The following is a 17,821-nucleotide window of genomic DNA, read 5'->3' as shown; positions in this document are numbered from 1 at the left end:
TGCCGTGCCACCGTCACCACACCCCCCGCGCATCGGCAGGCGGCCGCTGCTCGCGGCAGCCGCGCTGGGCTGGGCCGCCTCCCGCGCGGCTTCCGCGGCACCTGCGGCAGCCGCACCAGCGCCATGCCATCCGGCGTCCGACTGGGCCGCGTTCGCGTCGCGCCACATCCAGCGCGACGGCCGCGTGATCGACTTCAACACGCCGCAGCAGCAATCGACCTCCGAAGGCCAGTCGTACAGCCTCTTCTTCGCGCTGGTCCACAACGACAAGGCGACCTTCGCGCGCGTGCTCGCCTGGACCGAAGCCAACCTCGCACAGGGCAACCTGGCCACCAACCTGCCGGCCTGGCAATGGGGCAAGAAGCTCGACGGCGGATGGGGCGTGCTCGATGCGAATGCTGCCTCCGACGCCGACCTGTGGATCGCCTACGCGCTCATGGAAGCCGGCCGGCTCTGGAACGAGCCGCGCTACGCCAGGCTCGGCCGCAGCCTGCTGGCGCTCGTGGCGCGCGACGAGGTGGTGGCGTTGCCGGGCCTGGGCCGCATGCTGCTGCCCTGGCCCGCATCGGTGGCGAGCGGTCCGCTCTGGCGGCTCAACCCGAGCTACATGCCGCTGCAGTTGCTGCGCTACTTCCAGCAAACCGATCCGCGCGGGCCGTGGCGCGAGGTGGCGGACACCACCGTGCGCCTGTTGCACGCCACCGCGCCGAAGGGCTTCGCGCCCGACTGGTGTGCCTGGTCGTCGGCCGCCAACGCCTTCGTTGCCGATCCGCAGAAAGGCGTCGTGGGCAGCTACGACGCCATCCGCGTCTATCTCTGGGCCGGCATGCTGTCGGCCAGGGACCCCGAGTCCAAGGCCCTGCTGCAGCGCCTGAACGGCCCGCGCCTGCTGCTGGCGGATCGCCATCAGATGCCCGAATCGGTGGATACCGCCACCGGCACGGAGCGCGGCAAGGCGCCGCTCGGGTTCACCGGTGCGCTGCTGCCGTACCTCAAGGCGCAGGACCTGCCCGAAGCCCTGGCCGCCGAATCGGCGCGGGTGCCCGGCGGGCGTACCGACACATCTTCCGCAGCGGCCCCCGCCGCGCCGCTGCCGTACTACGAACAGGTGCTGTTGATCTTCGGCCAGGCCTGGCTCGACGGCCGCTACGAATTCGATCGCAACGGCCAGTTGCAAACCTCCTGGAGACTGCTATGTCGACCTTCCCAAGCGGCATGAAGCCGCTGCCTCCGCCCTGGCTGCGCCGTGGCCCCGGGCGCATTCCCGCCGCGCAATGGATGGCCTGCCTGGGCCTGCTGGCGGCCGTCTGCACAAGCACCCCCGCACGGGCGCAGGCCGATGCCGGCGCCGCGCTCGTCGAACAGGGCAACTACTGGCAGACCCAGGGCCGCGCGGACCTCGCGGAAGAAAGCTGGCGCAAGCTGCTGCGCGTCGATCCCCAGTCGGCCGACGCGATGTACGGCATGGCGCAGGTCGAGCTGTCGCGCGGCAACGCCGAGCCCGCGCGCAGCTGGATCTCGCGGCTGCGCGCCGCACACCCGAACGACAGCCGCCTGGCCCGCCTCACGCAGCAGGCGCAGCAGCCCGGCCAGGGCGGCACGCTGCAGCGCGCACGGGCGGCGGCGCGCGCGGGGCGTGCGGCCGAGGCGGTCGAGTTCTACCGCAGCCAGTTCGACAACCGCCCGCCGCCCGAAGCGCTGGCGCTGGAGTACTACCAGGTGCTCAGCAGCACGCCGCAGGGCGCCGACGAAGGCCGCAAGGGCCTGGAGCAACTGGTCAAGGACCATCCCGACAACGCCAGCTACCGGCTCGCGCTCGCGCAGCTGCGCACCTACAGCGAGCCCACGCGGCGCGAAGGCATCCGCAGCCTGGTGGAGCTGGCCAGGCAGCCCACTGTGGGCGCGGCCGCGCGCGCCAGTTGGCGCCAGGCGCTGATCTGGCTCGATGCGCGCGCACCCGACATTCCGCTCTACCAGGACTTCCTGGCCAGCAACCCGAACGACGCCGCGGTGTCGGCGCGTCTCGAAACCCTGACCACCGGCAAGACAGCGGCCGCATCCTCGCCCGGCGTGCCGCTGGGCGAAGGCTTCCGGGCACTGGACCGCGGCGACCCGGCCACTGCCGAACAACGCTTCCAGCAGGCGCTGCGCGCCAAGGCTGACGACGCCGAAGCCCTCGGCGGACTCGGCCTGGTGCGGCTGCGCCAGGAGCGCTTCGGCGAAGCGCAGGAGCTCTTGGAGCGCGCCGCGCGCAGCTCGGGCGGCAGCAAATGGAATTCGGCGCTCAACAGCGCCACCTACTGGAGCCTCGTCGGCCAGGCGCGCACGGCGCGCGAGAAGAACGACGTGCGCGGCGCCCAGACGCTGCTCGAACGCGCGGTGCGCATCGATGCGCGCGAGAGCGTTGGCCAGGTCGCGCTGGCGGATCTGCGCGCGGCCGCCGGCGAGCTGCCGCAGGCCGAGCAAGGCTACAAGCGCGTGCTCGAGAGCAAGCCTTCGGACACGCAGGCGCTGCGCGGCCTCATCGCCGTGTACGGGCGCCAGGGCCGTGCCGACGAGGCGCTCGCGCTCGCGCGCCAGCTCACGCCCGAACAGGCCAGCCAGCTCGGCGGCCTGCGCGACATCCAGGTCGAACAGGCGCGCGCCCGCGCACGCCAGCAGGCCGATGCCGGCGACGCCGCCGGCGCGCAGCGCACGCTCGAGGATGCGATGCTCGCCGCGCCCGACAGCCCGTGGGTGCGCCTGGACCTGGCCAACATCTACCGGCGCCAGGGCCTGATGGCCGAGGCGCGCGGCGTGATGGAGGGCCTGCTGATGTCGCAGCCCGACATGCCCGACGCGCTCTACGCCAGCGCCCTGCTCGCCTCCGAGACCGGCGACGCGGCCAGCGGCATCCAGTACCTGGAGCGCATTCCCGCGGCGTCCAGGACGCGCGACATGGCGGCGCTGCAGCGCAGGCTCTGGGCGCAATCGCAGGCACAGCGCGCACAGGCGCTCGCACGCCAGGGGCAGGTGGATGCGGCGCGCCAGGTGCTCGGCCAGGCCGAGGCGGCGCTCAGCAGCGACATGCCCGCCGAACTGTGGGGTCAGCTCGCCGGCGCCTATGCGGAGATCGGCGATGCGCCCCGTGCGCTGGCCATGAGCCGCCAGCTGCTCGCGCGCAGCCCGAACCCGGGCATCGGCGACCGGCTGCTGTATGCGTCGGTGCTGCTCAAGACCAGGCAGGACATCGAGCTGGCCGCGGTGCTGCGCCAGATGCAGGCGGCCAACATGACCCCCGCCCAGCGCAGCGATTTCGACAGCGTGCGCATCGCCTTCGCGCTGCGCCAGACCGACGCGCTGCGCGAGGCCGGCAACCTCGAGGCCGCCTACAACGCCATGGCACCGGTGCTCGCCGAGCGGCCCGAAGACCCGAAGGCGATGGCGGCGCTCGCGCGGCTCTACTCGGCCGCACGCGACGAAACCCAGGCGCTGGCGCTCTACCAGCGCGTGCTGCAGCGCAGCCCGACCGATCTCGACACGCTGCTGGCCGCGGCCGCCAGCGCCAGCGCGCTGCGCGAACACAGCGAGGCCGAGAACTACGTGATGGCCGCGCTGAAGCAGGCGCCCGACGAATCGCGCGTGCTGGCCGCCGCGGGCCGCGTCTATCGCAACGCGGGCGACAGCCGCAAGGCCGAGCAGTACCTGCGCGCTGCGGTGGAGGCCGACAGCCGCGTCGCCACCGGCTTCGTGCCGGGTGCGGCACCGGTGGGCGGGCCCGCGGCCAATCCGTTCGCGGGCATGACGGGTGGCGCCGCAGGTGCGGCCGTGCCCGGCACCTATCCCGCGGCGGGCGGCAACCCTTTCGCGCAGCCGCGCATGCAGCCGGTGGCGTATGCGCCCGGCGCACCGAGCCCGGTCTATCCGCCGAGCTACCCCGTGGCCCAGGCGCCCTACCCGACCTACCCCGCGAACGCTGCGTACCCCGTCGCGGGCGCGGCGCCGAACGCCTATCCGCCGGGCGCGCTGCCGTGGGCTTCCGGCACCGCGCCGGCCGCCGCCAACACCAAGGGCCGGCGGACGACGACAGCGGCATCCAACCGCACGGCCGCCGCCGCGCGCAACACGCCGCAGGCTTCGGCGTACATCGCGACACCGGTCCAGCAGTACCCCGTGGCCGGCATGCAGCCGGTCGCGCCGGTGTACGCGCAGGCGCCGCAGGCCGGTGGCTATCCGCCACCGGGCTACCCGCAAAGCTATCCGTACGGGCAGGCACCGCTGCCGACGCCGGGCTCGGCCAGCGCCGGCTGGAACGCGCCGCTGCGCACTGCAGCGCCCGTCGACACGGTGGCGGCCGAACTGCGCGAGCTGGAAGCGAAACGCTCGATCAACCTGACCGCCGGCACCGTCTACCGCAACCGCGCGGGTGAAGCCGGCCTCAGCCAGCTGTCGGATTTCCAGATCCCGATCGAGGCCCGCTTCCCCGTCGGCGAAGGCAAGATCGTCGTGGGCGTGACGCCCACGGTGCTCGATGCCGGCACGCCGTCGTCCGACTACCCCACGGGCAGCCGCTTCGGCGGCGGCCCCGGCGCCGCGATCACCGGCCTGCAGAAGGGCACCACCGCCGGCCAGCAGAACGCGGCCGGCGTGGGCCTGAGCGTGGGCTACGAAGGCAAGAACTTCGGCGCGAGCATCGGCACCACGCCGCTGGGCTTTCCGGAGACCAACGTGATCGGCAACGTGTCATACGCGGGTTCGTTCGGCGACTCCTGGAACGCCAAGGTCGACCTCTCGCGCCGCGCCGTCACCGACAGCCTGCTGTCCTTCGCCGGCGCCAAGGACGAGCGCACCAACGAGCGCTGGGGCGGCGTGGTCGCCACCGGCGCGCGCGGCGACCTGGGCTACGACGACGGCACCTACGGCATCTACGGCTATGCGGCGCTGCACGGCATCACCGGCAAGAACGTCGCGAGCAACAGCCGCTTCGAGACCGGCGGCGGCGCCTACCTGCACCTGATCAGCACCCCGGGTTCCAAGCTCACGCTGGGCATGAACCTCGGCCTCATGGGCTACGACAAGAACCTGAGCTACTACACCTTCGGGCAGGGCGGCTACTTCAGCCCGCAGAGCTTCGTGAGCGTGGCATTCCCGGTCGACTGGAGCGGGCGCAGCGATCGCCTGGCGTGGCGTCTGAATGCCTCGCTCGGCGTGCAGTCGTTCACCCAGAAGGAATCGCCCTACTTCCCGACCGACGGCCGGCGCGCCGGGGACGCTGGGAGCGCGGCCGCCTACGCGGCGTCGCTGGGACTGAGCAGCGCGCCCTTCACCGGCATGTACCCGAAGACCTCGAAGACCGGCCTGGCCTACAACCTCGCCGCGATCCTCGAATACCAGCTCGCGCCCAAGATGTTCCTGGGCGGCTCGATCGGACTGAACAACGCCCAGAACTACCGCCAGCTGACGGGCGGCCTGTACGTGCGCTACGTGTTCGACGGCGGCAGCAGCCTGGGCGTGCCGAGCGGTACCACGCTGCGCCCGCTGGTCTCGCCCTACACGCCGCTGCTCTGAGCCTGCTCGGTCAGGGCAGCGAGGACGATTCGGCCGGTGCTGCCGGCGAATCGTCGCGCCCCCAGGGCGGCGCGCGCTCGAACTCGGCCACCCAGTGCTTCATCCGGTCGGCCGGCATCGGCCTGGCGATGCCGTAGCCCTGGGCGAGCGTGCAGCCCATGGCCAGCAGCGCCTCGCCATGGGCCAGCGTTTCCACCCCTTCGGCCACGGCCGTGCGCCCGAGCGCGCGCAGCAGCAGCAGGATGCCCTGCACGATCGCCCGGTCGGGCTCGCTGTCGAGCATGCCGCGGATGAAGGACTGGTCGATCTTGACCGAGGACACCGGCAGCTGGCGCAGGTAGGTCAGCGACGAATAGCCGGTGCCGAAGTCGTCGATGGCCACCGCCACCCCCAGCGCCTGGCAGGCCTCGACGAAGCGGGCCACGGTGGCGAACTGGCTGATGGCCGTGGTCTCGAGGATCTCGAGTTCCAGCGTGCCCGGCCCCAGCCTGGGGTACTGCGCGAGTTGCTCGGCCAGCCGGTCGACGAAGTCGTGCCGCAGCATGTGCAGCGGGCTCAGGTTGACGCTGATCGACATCCGCAGCCCCTCCGCGCGCCAGTCGTACGCCTGCCGCAACGCGGTGGCGATGACCCAGTTGCCGACCTGTTCGGCCAGCGCGTCGTCTTCCAGCAGCGGCACGAAATGGATCGGCTGCAGCAGGCCGCGCTCGGGGTGCTGCCAGCGGATGAGCGCTTCGGCGCCCGGCACCACGCCGCGGCGCATGTCGACCTTGGGCTGGTACCAGAGGCAGAACTCGCCCTGCGCGAGCCCCTCCTGGATGCGCTGTCGCTGGCGCGCGACCTGCACATCGGCCTCGGCCTGCGGCGCATCGAAGTAATGCACCTTGCCGTCGGCGGCGCGCTTGGCATAGAAGGCTGCATGCTGGGCATCGCGCAAGGCGATCTCGGGAGGCGGGCCGCTGCTGCCCATCAACCGCGCACCCAGGCTCGCAGCCAGGCTCGCCGTGTGGCCGCGCCATTCCCAGGGTTCTGCCAGCGCGGCGAGCACGCGCTCGAGCACCCTGTGGCACTGCGTCGGTCCGAGGCCGGCGAACACGGCCGCGAACTCGTCGCCGCCGATGCGCGCCAGCAGCGACTCGCGCGGCAACTGCTGCTTGATGCGGCGGGCCGCCTCGACCAGCGCGGCATTGCCGCCCGCCATGCCCAGCCGCTGGTTGAGTTCGCCGAAGCGGTCGAGGTCGATGTCGCAGACGACGGCCACGCGCTTGCCCGCGCGCGCCCAGTCTTCGATCAACGGCGACAGCACCTCGTCGGGAGGCAGGCGGCCCAGCTCGTCGTCCGGCGACATGGAAAACAACATGCCCGGATTCTGCGGCATCGACGCGCCGATTCCGGAGCCCACGGCCAAAGAGAACTATCCGCAGTACACGCCGACGATGCGCCCCGTGGGCTCGACCTGCAGGTTGAGCCGCGTGGGGTCTTGCGCCGGGCTCGCGGCTTCCGTTGCGGGCACGGTGCGGCCCGTCTTGGCGCCTGCGCGCTCCAACATTTCCTGCAGCAGGGCCTGGGTCGCCTGCAGGCCGAGCCCGAAGCGAACGGCCGCGGCCTGACAGGTTTCCGGCGGCGGCGCGAAGCTCGGCGGCTCGGGCACCTCGGAGGTCAGCGGCCGGTCCTTCGGTGGGGCCGCGCAGCCTGCCAGCAGCAGGACCACGGCCGACAGGCACAACAAGCTTCGACCATTCTTCATGCGCATACTTTTTTGCTCCTTGAAACTGGTGGAAGCTTATTCGCCAAAAACGACACGCCGTGCACAGGTTAAGCCAGCGGTACACAAAGCATCAACTAATTCACGATGGGTATCGGTGCTGCCTTTTCGATGGCGTATCCTGAATGCGATGCATGCAGCTCCGGCCCTCTGGGCGCCCCCTCATGACACAGCACCCTGACACCGTTTTTCTCGTTGACGTCGACAACACCCTGCTCGACAACGACGGCGTCGTCGGTGACTTGCGCACCCACCTCGAACAAGCCTTCGGCGCCGAGAATGCCAGCCGTTACTGGGCCGCCTTCGAGACGCTGCGCAGCGAACTCGGCTACGTCGACTACCTCGGCGCGCTGCAGCGCTACCGGGCCGAAGAGAGCAAGCGCGGCATGAGCGATTCGCGGCTGCTGCTGATGTCGAGCTTTCTCATCGACTACCCCTTCGCCGACCGCCTGTACCCCGGCGCGCTCGATGCGCTGAAGCATCTGCGCCGCTTCGGCCCGACGGTGATCCTGTCCGACGGCGACGTGGTGTTCCAGCCGCGCAAGGTGCAGCGCTCGGGCCTGTGGGATGCGGTCGAAGGCCGCGTGCTGATCTACGTTCACAAGGAGCAGATGCTCGACACCATCGAGGAGTGCCACCCCGCCGCGCACTACGTGATGGTCGACGACAAGCTGCGCCTGCTCTCCGCCATGAAGGCGATCTGGGGGCCGCGGCTCACCACCGTCTTCGTGCGGCAAGGCCACTATGCGCTCGACGCGCAGGCCATTGCCGCCTACGCGCCCGCCGACATCACCATCGAACGCATCGGCGACCTCATTCAAATCGACGACTGGGCATCCAAGACATGAGTCAACAAACGAATCCCCTCGCAGGCAAACCTGCGCCCCTCGAACTGCTGGTGAACGTGCCGCGCCTGATCTCGGCGTACTACACCGGTCGCCCCGACCCTTCCGTGCCCGCGCAGCGCGTGGCCTTCGGCACCTCGGGCCACCGCGGCTCCTCGTTCGATGACGCGTTCAACGAATGGCATGTGCTCGCGATCAGCCAGGCGATCTGCGACTACCGCAAGCAGAAAGGCATCGACGGCCCGCTGTTCCTCGGCATCGACACGCACGCGCTCTCCACGCCCGCTTTCAGCAGTGCGGTCGAAGTGCTGGCTGCCAACGGCGTCGAGCTGATGCTCTCGAAGGACGACGAATACACGCCGACGCCGGCCGTCTCGCATGCGATCCTGGTCTACAACCGCGGCCGCACGACAGGATTGGCCGACGGCATCGTCATCACGCCCTCGCACAACCCGCCCGAGAGCGGCGGCTTCAAGTACAACCCGCCGAACGGCGGCCCCGCCGGCACCGACATCACCTCGGCCGTCGAAGCCGCCGCCAACAAGATGCTGGCGAACGGGCTCGAAGGCGTGAAGCGCATGCCGCTCGCACAGGCGCTGAAGGCTTCCACCACGCACCGGCACGACTACCTGAACACCTACGTCGAAGATTTGGCCCAGGTGCTCGACATGGACGCGATCCGCGGCGTGCAGATCGACCTGGGCGTCGATCCGCTCGGCGGCGCCGGCGTGCACTACTGGCCGGCCATCGCCGAGCGCTACAAGCTCCAGCGCCTCACCGTGCTCAACCAGGAGGTCGACCCGACCTTCCGCTTCATGTCGCTCGACTGGGACGGCCGCATCCGCATGGACCCGTCTTCGCCCGACGCGATGCACAAGCTGATCGCGCTGAAAGACCGCTTCGGCATCGCCTTCGCCTGCGATACCGACCACGACCGCCACGGCGTGGTCACGCGCAGCGCGGGCCTGATGCAGCCGAACAGCTACCTCGCGGTGATGATCGACTACCTCTACACGCACCGCCCACAATGGCCGGCGGGTGCCGCCGTCGGCAAGACGGTGGTGAGCAGCCAGATGATCGACCGCGTCACGGCAAAGCTCGGGCGCAAGCTCTACGAAGTGCCGGTGGGCTTCAAGTGGTTCGTCGATGGGCTGGTGGAGGGATCGCTCGGCTTCGGCGGCGAGGAAAGCGCGGGCGCGACCTTCCTGCGCCACGACGGCTCAGCCTGGACCACGGACAAGGACGGCATGGTGCCCGCCCTGCTCTCGGCGGAGATCGCCGCGCGCACCGGGCGCGACCCGGGCGAGCGCTATGCCGAACTCACGCAGGCGCTGGGGCAGCCGGTGTCCGACCGCGTGGATGCGGCGGCGACGGTCGAACAGAAGAAGAAGCTGTCGAACCTGTCGCCGCAGCAGGTCAGCTCTACCGAACTGGCGGGCGACAAGATCGAGGCCGTGCTGAGCCATGCGCCCGGCAACGGCGCGGCCATCGGCGGCGTGAAGGTCGTCACCGCCAATGGCTGGTTCGCGGCGCGGCCCTCGGGCACGGAGAACATCTACAAGGTCTACGGCGAGAGCTTCAAGGGCGCGGAGCACCTCGCGCGCATCCTCGAAGAGGCGCAGCAGCTGGTGGACAAGGCGCTGTCGAGCTGACGCCAGCGACCGGCGATGGAAGCCCACACGCTGCGATTGAACCCGGGCGATGACTTGCGCGGCGCGCTCGACGCGGCGCTCAAGCAACGTGGTGCCGACGCGGCTTTCGTGGTCTCGGGCATCGGAAGCCTGAGCGGCGCGCGCATCCGGTATGCCGGAGTGGAGAGCGCCGCAGTGCTCGAAGGCGACCTTGAAATCCTCACGCTGTCCGGCACGCTTTCACCGCACGGCGCTCACCTGCACATCAGCGTGTCGGATGCCGCAGGCCAGGTGCGCGGCGGCCATGTAGCACCGGGCTGCACGGTGCGCACCACCGCCGAAATCCTGATCGCCTGGCTGCCCGAATGGCGCTTCGCCCGCGAGCACGATCCGGCCACCGGCTATCCCGAACTGGTGCCGCGACCCAAAACCTGAACAGGGTCAGTGCGGCTCTTTGTTGAGGTCGTACTTCATCACGCGGCCGTGGCGGCCTTCGATGTCGCGCTCGACCGCGTACACATCGCCGCTCGGCGGCTGGCGCTGCGCCAGCACGGTATCGAGCGTGGCGATGTCCTCGGCATCGAGCTGCAGCGACAGCACCTTCAGGTGGTCTGCCAGATGGTCGCCGCGCCGCACGCCGACGATCACGCCCGCCACCTGCGGCTGCTGCAGCACCCAGCGCATCGCCACCGTGGCGATCGACACGCCATGCCGCTGCCCCACCTTCTGCATCTGCTGGAGCAGTTGCTGGAACAGATCCCACCCGCCGAAGTCATCGATGACGAGCTTGTACTTGACCAGCGACCGGTTCTCGTAAGGCTCCCGCGGTTCGCTCGCGCCGAGCCAGCGCTCCGACAGAAACCCGCCCGCCACGCTGCCGTAGCACAGCAACTGGATGCCCGATGCCGCGCAATACGGCGCCAGCGTCGGCTGCGGCCGCTGGTCGAGCAGCGAGTACTGCACCTGCATGCTGCGCAGCGGCACGTCGGCATCGACCAGCTCGCGCACGCGTGCAGTGTCGAAATTGGTGCCGCCCAGCAGCTCGATCTTGCCGGCGCGCTGCAGCTCCTGCAGCCAGTGCGCGACCTCGACATAGCGCGGCACGCCGTAGTCCCACCAGTGGAACTGCACGAGGTCCAGCCGCTCGACGCCCAGCCGCTGAAGCGACCGGTCGATGGTCTGTTCGACCTGGCGCTTGTCGATCTGCGCGAGCGTCGCGAGGTCGGGCACGAACTTGGTGTGCACGCGCAGTTGCGAAAGGCTGCCGCTGCCATGGCGCGCGATGTGCTCGCGCCGGAAGTCGCCGATCAGCTCTTCCACGCCGGTGTAGATGTCGGCGCAATCGAAGGTGGTGATGCCGGCCTCGTAGTACGCCGCCATGTCGGCGATGGCCGCGGCGCGGTCGATGCCGCCGTGGCCGCCGGCCAGTTGCCAGCCGCCCTTCAGCAGGCGGGAGATCGAGTAGTTCGGCGCGAGGTCGATGCGTTGCGGTTGGCTCATGGGTTCTGCCTGGAAGACTTGGAAGGGTGGACCACGGCCGTGGTGTCGGCGTGGCGGAAAACGCGCGTCGCGGTGCGCGTGATGCGAAAGCGCGACGGGCAATGCGGATCGGGGCACGCCACTTCGGCGTCGGTGCTCATCCAGTCGTTGGCATCGGTGGGCCGTTGCTTGGCCGCGAGCAGCGGCAGCAAGGCGCCCAGCGAATAGATCGAGAAGCCCTGCCCCTCGGGCAGGTGCAGCATCTCGCCGCGCAGCTCGAAATAGTCGCCGACCTTGGCGTTGCAATAGAGCTTCGCGCCTTCGGGCGCGACCACCTCGACGCGAAGGTCGTAGAGCGTGAAGGCGCCGTCGTCCGGGGGTGTCGGAGTGTTCATGTCAGGGGTTCGGTGGGGTGACGGACAGGATGATTTCGGTCGGCGCCTTCGAGGCATTCAGGTAGCGGTGCGGCAGCCGCGCGTCGAAGGAGATGCTCTCGCCGGCCTTCACCGCGTAGTCGACGCCCGCCACCTGCGCCACCAGCGCGCCCGTAACGACGTAGACGCATTCGGCCGACTCGTGGCCGCGCGGCTCGTCGGCCGACATCTGGCCCGGCTCGAGCACGGCGCGCAGCACTTCGAGCTGTCCCGCGCCGGCCGTCAGCCGCTCGTAGGCCACCTGGCCCTTGGGCGCGGTGAGCATCACGCGCTGATTGGGCCGGCTGATCCAGACGGTCGGCGGCGTCGGCTCCGAGAACAACGACGACACCGATTCGCCGAACACCCCGGCGAGCCGGCGCAGGGTTTCCAGGCTCGGATCGGTGACGGCGCGCTCGATCTGGCTCAACAGCGTGGCGGACACGCCCGCCTGCGCGGCCAGTTCGCGCAGGGACAGGCCGCGGGCCGTTCGCAATTCCTTCAGTCGGTCGCCGATCATGGGCTGGGTCTTTCTTTGCTTCTTATTTGTGCATCCACACAGCACAACAAGCGGGATGGTATGTACGGTTCTGGTGCACGTCAAGGGCTCGAAGAAGCTGCGTAACTTCCAGTATTCCCAGCGATGATTGCCGCCAGCCCTACTTGTGCTTTGTGCATTTTCTCTGCACACTCCGCGCCCAGATCGTGCAGTAATACTTTACAGGAGCATCGAGATGGCCGACCCGCATTCCCCCACACGCCCCACTCGGCGACGCCTTGGACACCGCTGGCTGCTGGTCTTTCCGTTCATCTGGCAGGCCTGCCTTGCGCCGGCCGTGAACGACATCGCGCTCACCCCGTTCGGACTGCCCTTCCCCATGTTCTGGCAGATGGCGGGCATCGTGCTGACCAGCGTGGTCATCGCGATCGTCTTTCGCCTCGATGCCAGGGCCGGCGTCGAAGCCGAGGAAGCCGCCTTCCTCGCCCACAGCCTGAAGGCCCACGAGGACGGCGCACCATGAAGCTCGCCATCGTCCTGGCCATCCTGCTCGCGACCGTTGCCGGCGCCATCGCCTACGGTCGCCGCACGCGCCGCGCCCACAACTTCGCCGACTGGGCCGTCGGCGGGCGCAGCCTCGGCACGCTGATCTTCTGGTTCATGAACGCGGGCGAGGTCTACACGACCTTCGCGGTGCTCGGCATCTCGGGCTACGCCTGGGCGCTGGGGGCGCCGGCATACCTCGCGTTCTGCTCGGTCTCGATGAGCTACGCGGTCGGCTACTGGCTGATGCCGCGGATCTGGCGCGCCGGGCGCATCGGCAAGCTGCTCACGCAGTCCGACTTCTTCGCGGCGCGCTACGAGGCACCGTGGCTGGGCGTGCTGACGGGCGTGGTCGGCATCGCGTCGCTCGTGGTCTATGTGCAGATCCAGCTGGTGAGCCTCGGGCTGATCGTGCAGCTCACGCTGGGCAACAGCATCTCCAGCGAGGCCGCGACCATCGGCGCCGGCGTCTTGATGATCGCCTTCGTGTTCGTCGCTGGCGTGCGCTCCGCCGCCTTCGCCGCAGGCGTGAAAGACGTGCTGATGGTGGTCGTGGTGGTGCTGCTGAGCGTCACGGTCGCGAGCAAGGTGGGCGCGGCCTCGCTGCTCGACCTGTTCTCGATGGCGGAGGCGAAGCACCCGGGCATCGGCAAGTTCCCGGGGCTGGACGCCACCTCGCCGACCACCGCGATCTGGCTCATGACCTCGGCGATCAACATCGCGCTGGGAAACTGGGTGTTCCCGCACCTGTTCCAAATGTCGTACACGGCGCACAGCGCGACGGCGATCCGGCGCAATGCGATCTGGCAGCCGCTGTATTCGCTGGCCTATTTCTTCATCATCCTGCTGGGCTTCGCGGCGTTGCTGGCGCAGACGCAGCCGCCGGGCGGCAACCTCAATGCGGCGCTGCTGCAGTTCGTGTCCGACCGCTATCCGGCGTGGATGGTCGGGCTGCTGGCGGGCACGGGCTTCCTGCTGGCGCTGGCGCCGGGCTCGCTGCTGCTGCTGACGGCCGGGTCGATCTTCACGCGCAACGTGGTGCGGCCGTTCAGGAGCGGATTAAGCGAGCGCGCTTCACTGGCGCTGTCGCGCGGCTCGCTGGTGGTTTTCGCGGCCATCGCCGTGTGGCTGTCGGTGAGCCAGAAAGGCTCGCTGGTGAAGATCCTGCTCGATGCGTATTCGGCCATCGGCATGCTCGCGCCGGGTGTGTTCCTCGGGTTCCTGTGGAAGCGCACGAGCGCCATCGGCGTGCTGGCCGGGCTCGTGGCCGGCTTCGTCGCGCTGCTGGCGCCGTTCGCGGCGAAGTTCTGGGCTGCGACGGTGCCGCAATGGGAGGCCGGGCTGATCGCGATGGCCATCAACGCCGCAGTCGTCGTGGCCGTGAGCCTCGTGACGAAGGCGCCGCGGGACAAGGCCATCGCGCTCGGACTGCAGGACGACAGTCCGCAGGATGCGGCTCAGGTCGGCGCGCTCGCCAGCCTGCGCTCCAGCCACACGCTGTAGCGCGAGAGCCCGAAGCACAGCACCCAGTACACGGCGGCGATGAAGAGATAGCCCTCGAGATAGAACGGCCGCCAGACCGGATCGCCGCCGAGCGCGAGGCCCAACGCACCGGTCAGTTCGAAAAGGCCCACGACGGTGACGAGCGAGGTGTCCTTCAGCGTGCCGACCACGCTGTTGGTGAGCGCGGGCACGACGAGGCGCAGGGCCTGCGGCAGCACGATGTCGCGCTGCACCGGCCAGCGGCCGAAACCGAGCGCCATCGCCACCTCGGTCTGGCCGCGCGGCACGGCCTGCAGGCCGCCGCGGATGATTTCGGCCAGGTACGCCGCGACGAACAGCGTGAGGCCCGCGAGCACCCGCACCAGCACGTCGGGTTGCCAGCCCGCCGGCCACAGCAGCGGCAACAGGAACGACGCCATGAACAGCACCGAAATCAGCGGCACGCCGCGCACCAGCTCGATGTAGCTCGCGCTCAGCGTGCGGACCACCGGCCAGCCCGAACGTCGGCCCAATGCGAGCAGCAGCGCGAGCGGAAAGGCCAGCGCCAGTCCCACGACCGCGAGCCCGATGGTGAGCGGCAGACCGCCCCAGCGGCTCGTCGGCACATCACTCAACCCAAAGACGCCCCCGCGCATCAGCAGCACGAACAGCAGCAGCGCGACGATCCACAGCGGCACCAGCCACCAGCGCCAGCTGCGCGGCCAAGCGCTCAGCACGGTGACGGCGGAGAGCACGACCACCGCGATGGCCGGCCGCCATTGCTCTTCATACGGAAAGCGCCCGAACAGCATCGGCCGCCACTTCTCGGCCACCACGCCCCAGCAGGCGCCGTGCTGCACCGCGCGGCAGGCCTCGGCGTCGGAGCGGAACACCGCATGCACCACGGCCCACTCGACGATGTGAAAGCCGACCCACGCGAGCAGCGCGATCAGCAGCACAGTCGCCAGCGCGCGCAGCGGCGAACCCCAGAGTTCGCGGCGCCAGGCAATCGGGCCTTGCGCGACATTCCTCATCGCCATCCCCGCAAGGCGACGCGCGCGTTGTAGCGGTTCATGCCGAAGGAGATCACGAGCGACATCAGCAGGTACACCGCCATGATGATCGCGATGCACTCGAAGGCCCGGCCGTTCGAGCCGATGGTGGTGTTGGCAACGGACACCAGCTCCGGATAGCCCACGGCCACCGCGAGCGACGAATTCTTGACGAGGCTGAGCAACTGGTTGGTGAGCGAAGGCACGATCACCCGCAGCGCCTGCGGCAGGATCACGATGCGCAGCTGCTGCACCGACGACAACCCCAGCGCCTGCCCCGCCAGCACCTGCCCCTGCGAGACCGAAAGAATGCCGGCGCGCACGATCTCGGCGACGAAGGCGGCCGAATAGAACGACAAGCCGGCGACGATGGTCACGTACTCGGGGCTCAACGCGGCGCCGCCGCTCACACCGAAATCGCCACGCTCGGGCCACTCGAAATGCGTCGGCCACCAGCCGCCCTCGCCTGCCACGGGCCACGGCACGCTGAGTCCGCCCTTGCTGAGCCACACGCCGGGCAGCAGCCGGACGGGTTCAGTCGGATCAGGCAGCAGATTCGCCATCGCGAAGGCCAGCATCAGCAGCTGGACGAGCAGCGGCACGTTGCGCAGCAGCTCGACATACGCGGTGCAGATGCCGCGCAGCAGCACGTGCGGGGCGAGCCGGCCGATGCCGATCAGCGTGCCAAGCACAACCGAGAAAATCGCCGCGGGCACCGCCGCCCGCACCGTGTTGATCAGGCCCGCGAGAAAGGCGCGCCAGAACGGCTGGCTGGCATCGAAATCGAGCCAGCCCTCGCTGATCGAGAAGCCCGCGGGCTCGGTGAGAAAGTCGAAGCCGGAGCGCACGCCGCGTGCGCGCAGCACGTCGAGCGCGTGGTGCACCACCCAGAAGGCGCCGGCCACGACGGCCAGCACCAGCAGCGCCTGGACGGCCCAGGCCAGCCAGGCGCCGCGGCGCGAGGCGCCCTCACGACTCATCGCACCGGTGGTGCGTAGATGAGGCCGCCTTTGCTCCACAAATTGTTGGAGCCGCGCGGCAGCTTGAGCACCGACTTCGGCCCGACGTTGCGCTCGAACACTTCACCGTAGTTGCCCACGGCCTTGATCGCGCGGAACGACCAGTCCTTGTCCAGACCCAGCAGCTTGCCCAGGTCTTCGCCGGTGCCGACCAGGCGCTGCTGCGCCGGGTCCTTGCTGCTCGCCTTGAGCGCATCGGCGTTGGCCTGCGTGACGCCGGCCTCCTCGGCCTCGATGAGCGCGTTGGGCACCCACTTGGCAATGGCGAACCACTCATCGTCGCCGCGGCGCACCAGGGGCGCGAGCGGCTCCTTGGAGATCAGCTCGGGCAGGATGATGTAGTCGTCGGGGTTCGGCGCCTCCTTGTTGCGCAGGCCCGCGAGCGCCGACGCGTCGGTCGTGAAGGCCTGGCAGCGACCCGAGAAGAAGGCCTTGAACGAGGCCTCGAAGCTCTCGAAGACGACGGTCTTCACCGGGATGTTCTGGGCGCGGAAGTAGTCGGAGACGTTCTTCTCGTTGGTGGTGCCCGACTGCGTGCAGATGGTGGCGTTCTTGAGCTGCTTGGCGCTCGTCACCTTGAGCTTCTTGGGCACCAGGAAGCCTTGGCCGTCGTAGTAGGTGATGGTGGTGAAGTTGAAGCCGAGCGAGGCGTCGCGCGTGAGGGTCCAGGTGGTGTTGCGCGCCAGGATGTCGATTTCGCCGGCCTGCAGGGCCGAGAAGCGCTGCTGCGAATTGAGGGGCACGAAGTCGACCTTCTTCGCATCGCCGAGCACGGCGGCCGCAATGGCGCGGCAGGTGTCCACATCGAGGCCCGACCAGTTGCCCTGGGTGTCGGGTGCAGAAAAGCCCGCCACCCCGTTGGTCACGCCGCACTTGACGGTGCCGCGCTGCTTGACCGCATCGAGCGTCTTGCCTGCGAAGGCCGGCGCGGCGGTGGCAAGGGCGACCAGGGATGCGGCGGCGATCAGCGCCGGGCGGAATCGGTTTTTCATGGGTGTGTTTCTCCTCAACAGACAACAAAAGCCAGTGTACGGGGCGTCGTGCGGCCGCGCCAAAGAAGGGTCGGTTGGATGCATATGCCCTGTGCGGCGCCAATACCGCAATACCATACGGCCCTTTATCAACTCTCCCGAACAGGAATCACACAATGTTCAAGTCCGACGACACCGGCAAGCTCGTTCTGCGCCTCGCGCTGGGCATCCTCATCCTGCTGCACGGCGTGGCCAAGGTCACCAAGGGCGTCGACGGTATCGGCGGCATGCTTGCCTCGCATGGCCTGCCGGCTTTCCTGGCGTATGGGGTCTATGTCGGTGAGATCCTGGCGCCCGCGCTGCTGATCGTCGGCCTGTTCACCCGGCCGGCCGCGGTGATCGTGGCGATCAACATGCTGGTGGCGATCTGGCTGGTACACCGCAAGGACCTCGGCGCCATCAACGGCCAGGGCGGCTGGGCGCTGGAGCTGCAGGGCATGTTCCTGTTCGCGGCGATCTCGCTGGCCTTCACGGGCGGCGGCCGCTTCGGCCTCAGCAACAGGTAAGAGCGAAGG

Annotated in this window: 16 protein-coding genes; 8 read left to right on the top strand and 8 right to left on the bottom strand. The window is 69.3% G+C overall.

Annotated elements, in window-relative coordinates; genetic code table 11:
• Window positions 1-4: 4 nt before the first annotated feature.
• The gene (bcsZ, locus tag GNX71_RS15500; protein WP_241027280.1) at window positions 5-1,219 is read left to right on the top strand and encodes a cellulose synthase complex periplasmic endoglucanase BcsZ; all 1,215 of its coding nucleotides are present in this window, start codon (window positions 5-7) and stop codon (window positions 1,217-1,219) included.
• Window positions 1,195-5,547 carry a cellulose synthase subunit BcsC-related outer membrane protein gene (locus GNX71_RS15495; RefSeq protein WP_206179119.1) on the top strand — a complete coding sequence of 1,451 codons (4,353 nt, stop codon included), beginning with the start codon at window positions 1,195-1,197 and terminating at the stop codon, window positions 5,545-5,547. The genes bcsZ and GNX71_RS15495 overlap by 25 nt, the downstream gene beginning before the upstream one ends.
• A gap of 10 nt (window positions 5,548-5,557) precedes the next feature.
• Here GNX71_RS15495 and GNX71_RS15490 read toward each other — a convergent pair whose 3' ends face one another.
• Window positions 5,558-6,907 (bottom strand): bifunctional diguanylate cyclase/phosphodiesterase, encoded by a 1,350-nt coding sequence (locus tag GNX71_RS15490; RefSeq protein ID WP_241027279.1) that lies wholly within the window; start codon window positions 6,905-6,907, stop codon window positions 5,558-5,560.
• 54 nt (window positions 6,908-6,961) lie between these two features.
• The gene (locus GNX71_RS15485) at window positions 6,962-7,294 is read right to left on the bottom strand and encodes a hypothetical protein (RefSeq protein ID WP_241027278.1); all 333 of its coding nucleotides are present in this window, start codon (window positions 7,292-7,294) and stop codon (window positions 6,962-6,964) included.
• 182 nt (window positions 7,295-7,476) lie between these two features.
• On the opposite strand from GNX71_RS15485, the gene GNX71_RS15480 reads away from it, so the two are divergent.
• Genes GNX71_RS15480 through GNX71_RS15470 form a run of 3 tightly spaced genes read left to right on the top strand, consistent with a single transcriptional unit; the run spans window position 7,477 to window position 10,223 of the window.
• Complete coding sequence (locus GNX71_RS15480) at window positions 7,477-8,160, top strand: HAD family hydrolase (protein WP_206179116.1); 684 nt, start codon at window positions 7,477-7,479, stop codon at window positions 8,158-8,160.
• Entirely contained in the window at window positions 8,157-9,809 is a 1,653-nt protein-coding gene (pgm, locus tag GNX71_RS15475) for a phosphoglucomutase (alpha-D-glucose-1,6-bisphosphate-dependent) (RefSeq protein WP_206179115.1), read from the top strand. The genes GNX71_RS15480 and pgm overlap by 4 nt, the downstream gene beginning before the upstream one ends.
• Before the next feature lie 15 nt (window positions 9,810-9,824).
• On the top strand, window positions 9,825-10,223 hold the full coding sequence (locus GNX71_RS15470) for a PPC domain-containing DNA-binding protein (RefSeq protein WP_206179114.1): 399 nt from the start codon (window positions 9,825-9,827) through the stop codon (window positions 10,221-10,223).
• Between the two features lie 6 nt (window positions 10,224-10,229).
• Here the strand turns inward: GNX71_RS15470 and GNX71_RS15465 are convergent, their stop codons facing one another.
• Genes GNX71_RS15465 through GNX71_RS15455 form a run of 3 tightly spaced genes read right to left on the bottom strand, consistent with a single transcriptional unit; the run spans window position 10,230 to window position 12,200 of the window.
• Window positions 10,230-11,288 (bottom strand): aldo/keto reductase, encoded by a 1,059-nt coding sequence (locus GNX71_RS15465; protein WP_206179113.1) that lies wholly within the window; start codon window positions 11,286-11,288, stop codon window positions 10,230-10,232.
• Window positions 11,285-11,662, bottom strand: a complete 378-nt coding sequence (locus GNX71_RS15460) for a TIGR04076 family protein (RefSeq protein WP_241027277.1) — start codon at window positions 11,660-11,662, stop codon at window positions 11,285-11,287. Before GNX71_RS15460 ends, GNX71_RS15465 begins: the two co-directional genes overlap by 4 nt.
• A gap of 1 nt (window position 11,663) precedes the next feature.
• Window positions 11,664-12,200 carry a cupin domain-containing protein gene (locus tag GNX71_RS15455; protein ID WP_206179111.1) on the bottom strand — a complete coding sequence of 179 codons (537 nt, stop codon included), beginning with the start codon at window positions 12,198-12,200 and terminating at the stop codon, window positions 11,664-11,666.
• A 214-nt stretch (window positions 12,201-12,414) separates the two neighbouring features.
• Here GNX71_RS15455 and GNX71_RS15450 point away from each other — a divergent pair, with 214 nt between their 5' ends.
• Window positions 12,415-12,702, top strand: coding sequence for a DUF3311 domain-containing protein (locus tag GNX71_RS15450; protein WP_206179110.1), 288 nt, complete (start codon window positions 12,415-12,417; stop codon window positions 12,700-12,702).
• Window positions 12,699-14,225, top strand: a complete 1,527-nt coding sequence (locus GNX71_RS15445) for a sodium:solute symporter family protein (RefSeq protein WP_206179109.1) — start codon at window positions 12,699-12,701, stop codon at window positions 14,223-14,225. The genes GNX71_RS15450 and GNX71_RS15445 overlap by 4 nt, the downstream gene beginning before the upstream one ends.
• On the opposite strand, the gene GNX71_RS15440 is transcribed toward GNX71_RS15445, so the two are convergent.
• From GNX71_RS15440 to GNX71_RS15430, 3 genes are read right to left on the bottom strand one after another with little or no spacing between them, the layout of a single operon-like run.
• Window positions 14,180-15,238 (bottom strand): amino acid ABC transporter permease, encoded by a 1,059-nt coding sequence (locus tag GNX71_RS15440; protein ID WP_206179506.1) that lies wholly within the window; start codon window positions 15,236-15,238, stop codon window positions 14,180-14,182. The two genes, GNX71_RS15445 and GNX71_RS15440, sit on opposite strands and share 46 nt — an antisense overlap.
• Complete coding sequence (locus GNX71_RS15435) at window positions 15,235-16,236, bottom strand: ABC transporter permease subunit (protein ID WP_206179108.1); 1,002 nt, start codon at window positions 16,234-16,236, stop codon at window positions 15,235-15,237. Before GNX71_RS15435 ends, GNX71_RS15440 begins: the two co-directional genes overlap by 4 nt.
• On the bottom strand, window positions 16,233-17,267 hold the full coding sequence (locus GNX71_RS15430) for an amino acid ABC transporter substrate-binding protein (protein WP_176657564.1): 1,035 nt from the start codon (window positions 17,265-17,267) through the stop codon (window positions 16,233-16,235). Before GNX71_RS15430 ends, GNX71_RS15435 begins: the two co-directional genes overlap by 4 nt.
• A gap of 155 nt (window positions 17,268-17,422) precedes the next feature.
• Here GNX71_RS15430 and GNX71_RS15425 point away from each other — a divergent pair, with 155 nt between their 5' ends.
• A complete protein-coding gene (locus GNX71_RS15425) occupies window positions 17,423-17,812 on the top strand; it encodes a DoxX family protein (protein WP_042581827.1) in 390 nt (129 codons plus the stop codon).
• The last annotated feature ends 9 nt before the right edge of the window (window positions 17,813-17,821 follow it).

This window comes from Variovorax sp. RKNM96, assembly GCF_017161115.1.
Classification (GTDB): domain Bacteria; phylum Pseudomonadota; class Gammaproteobacteria; order Burkholderiales; family Burkholderiaceae_C; genus Variovorax.
The sequence above is the reverse complement of the archived record's forward strand: the minus strand, read 5'-3'. Positions and strand labels throughout refer to the sequence as shown.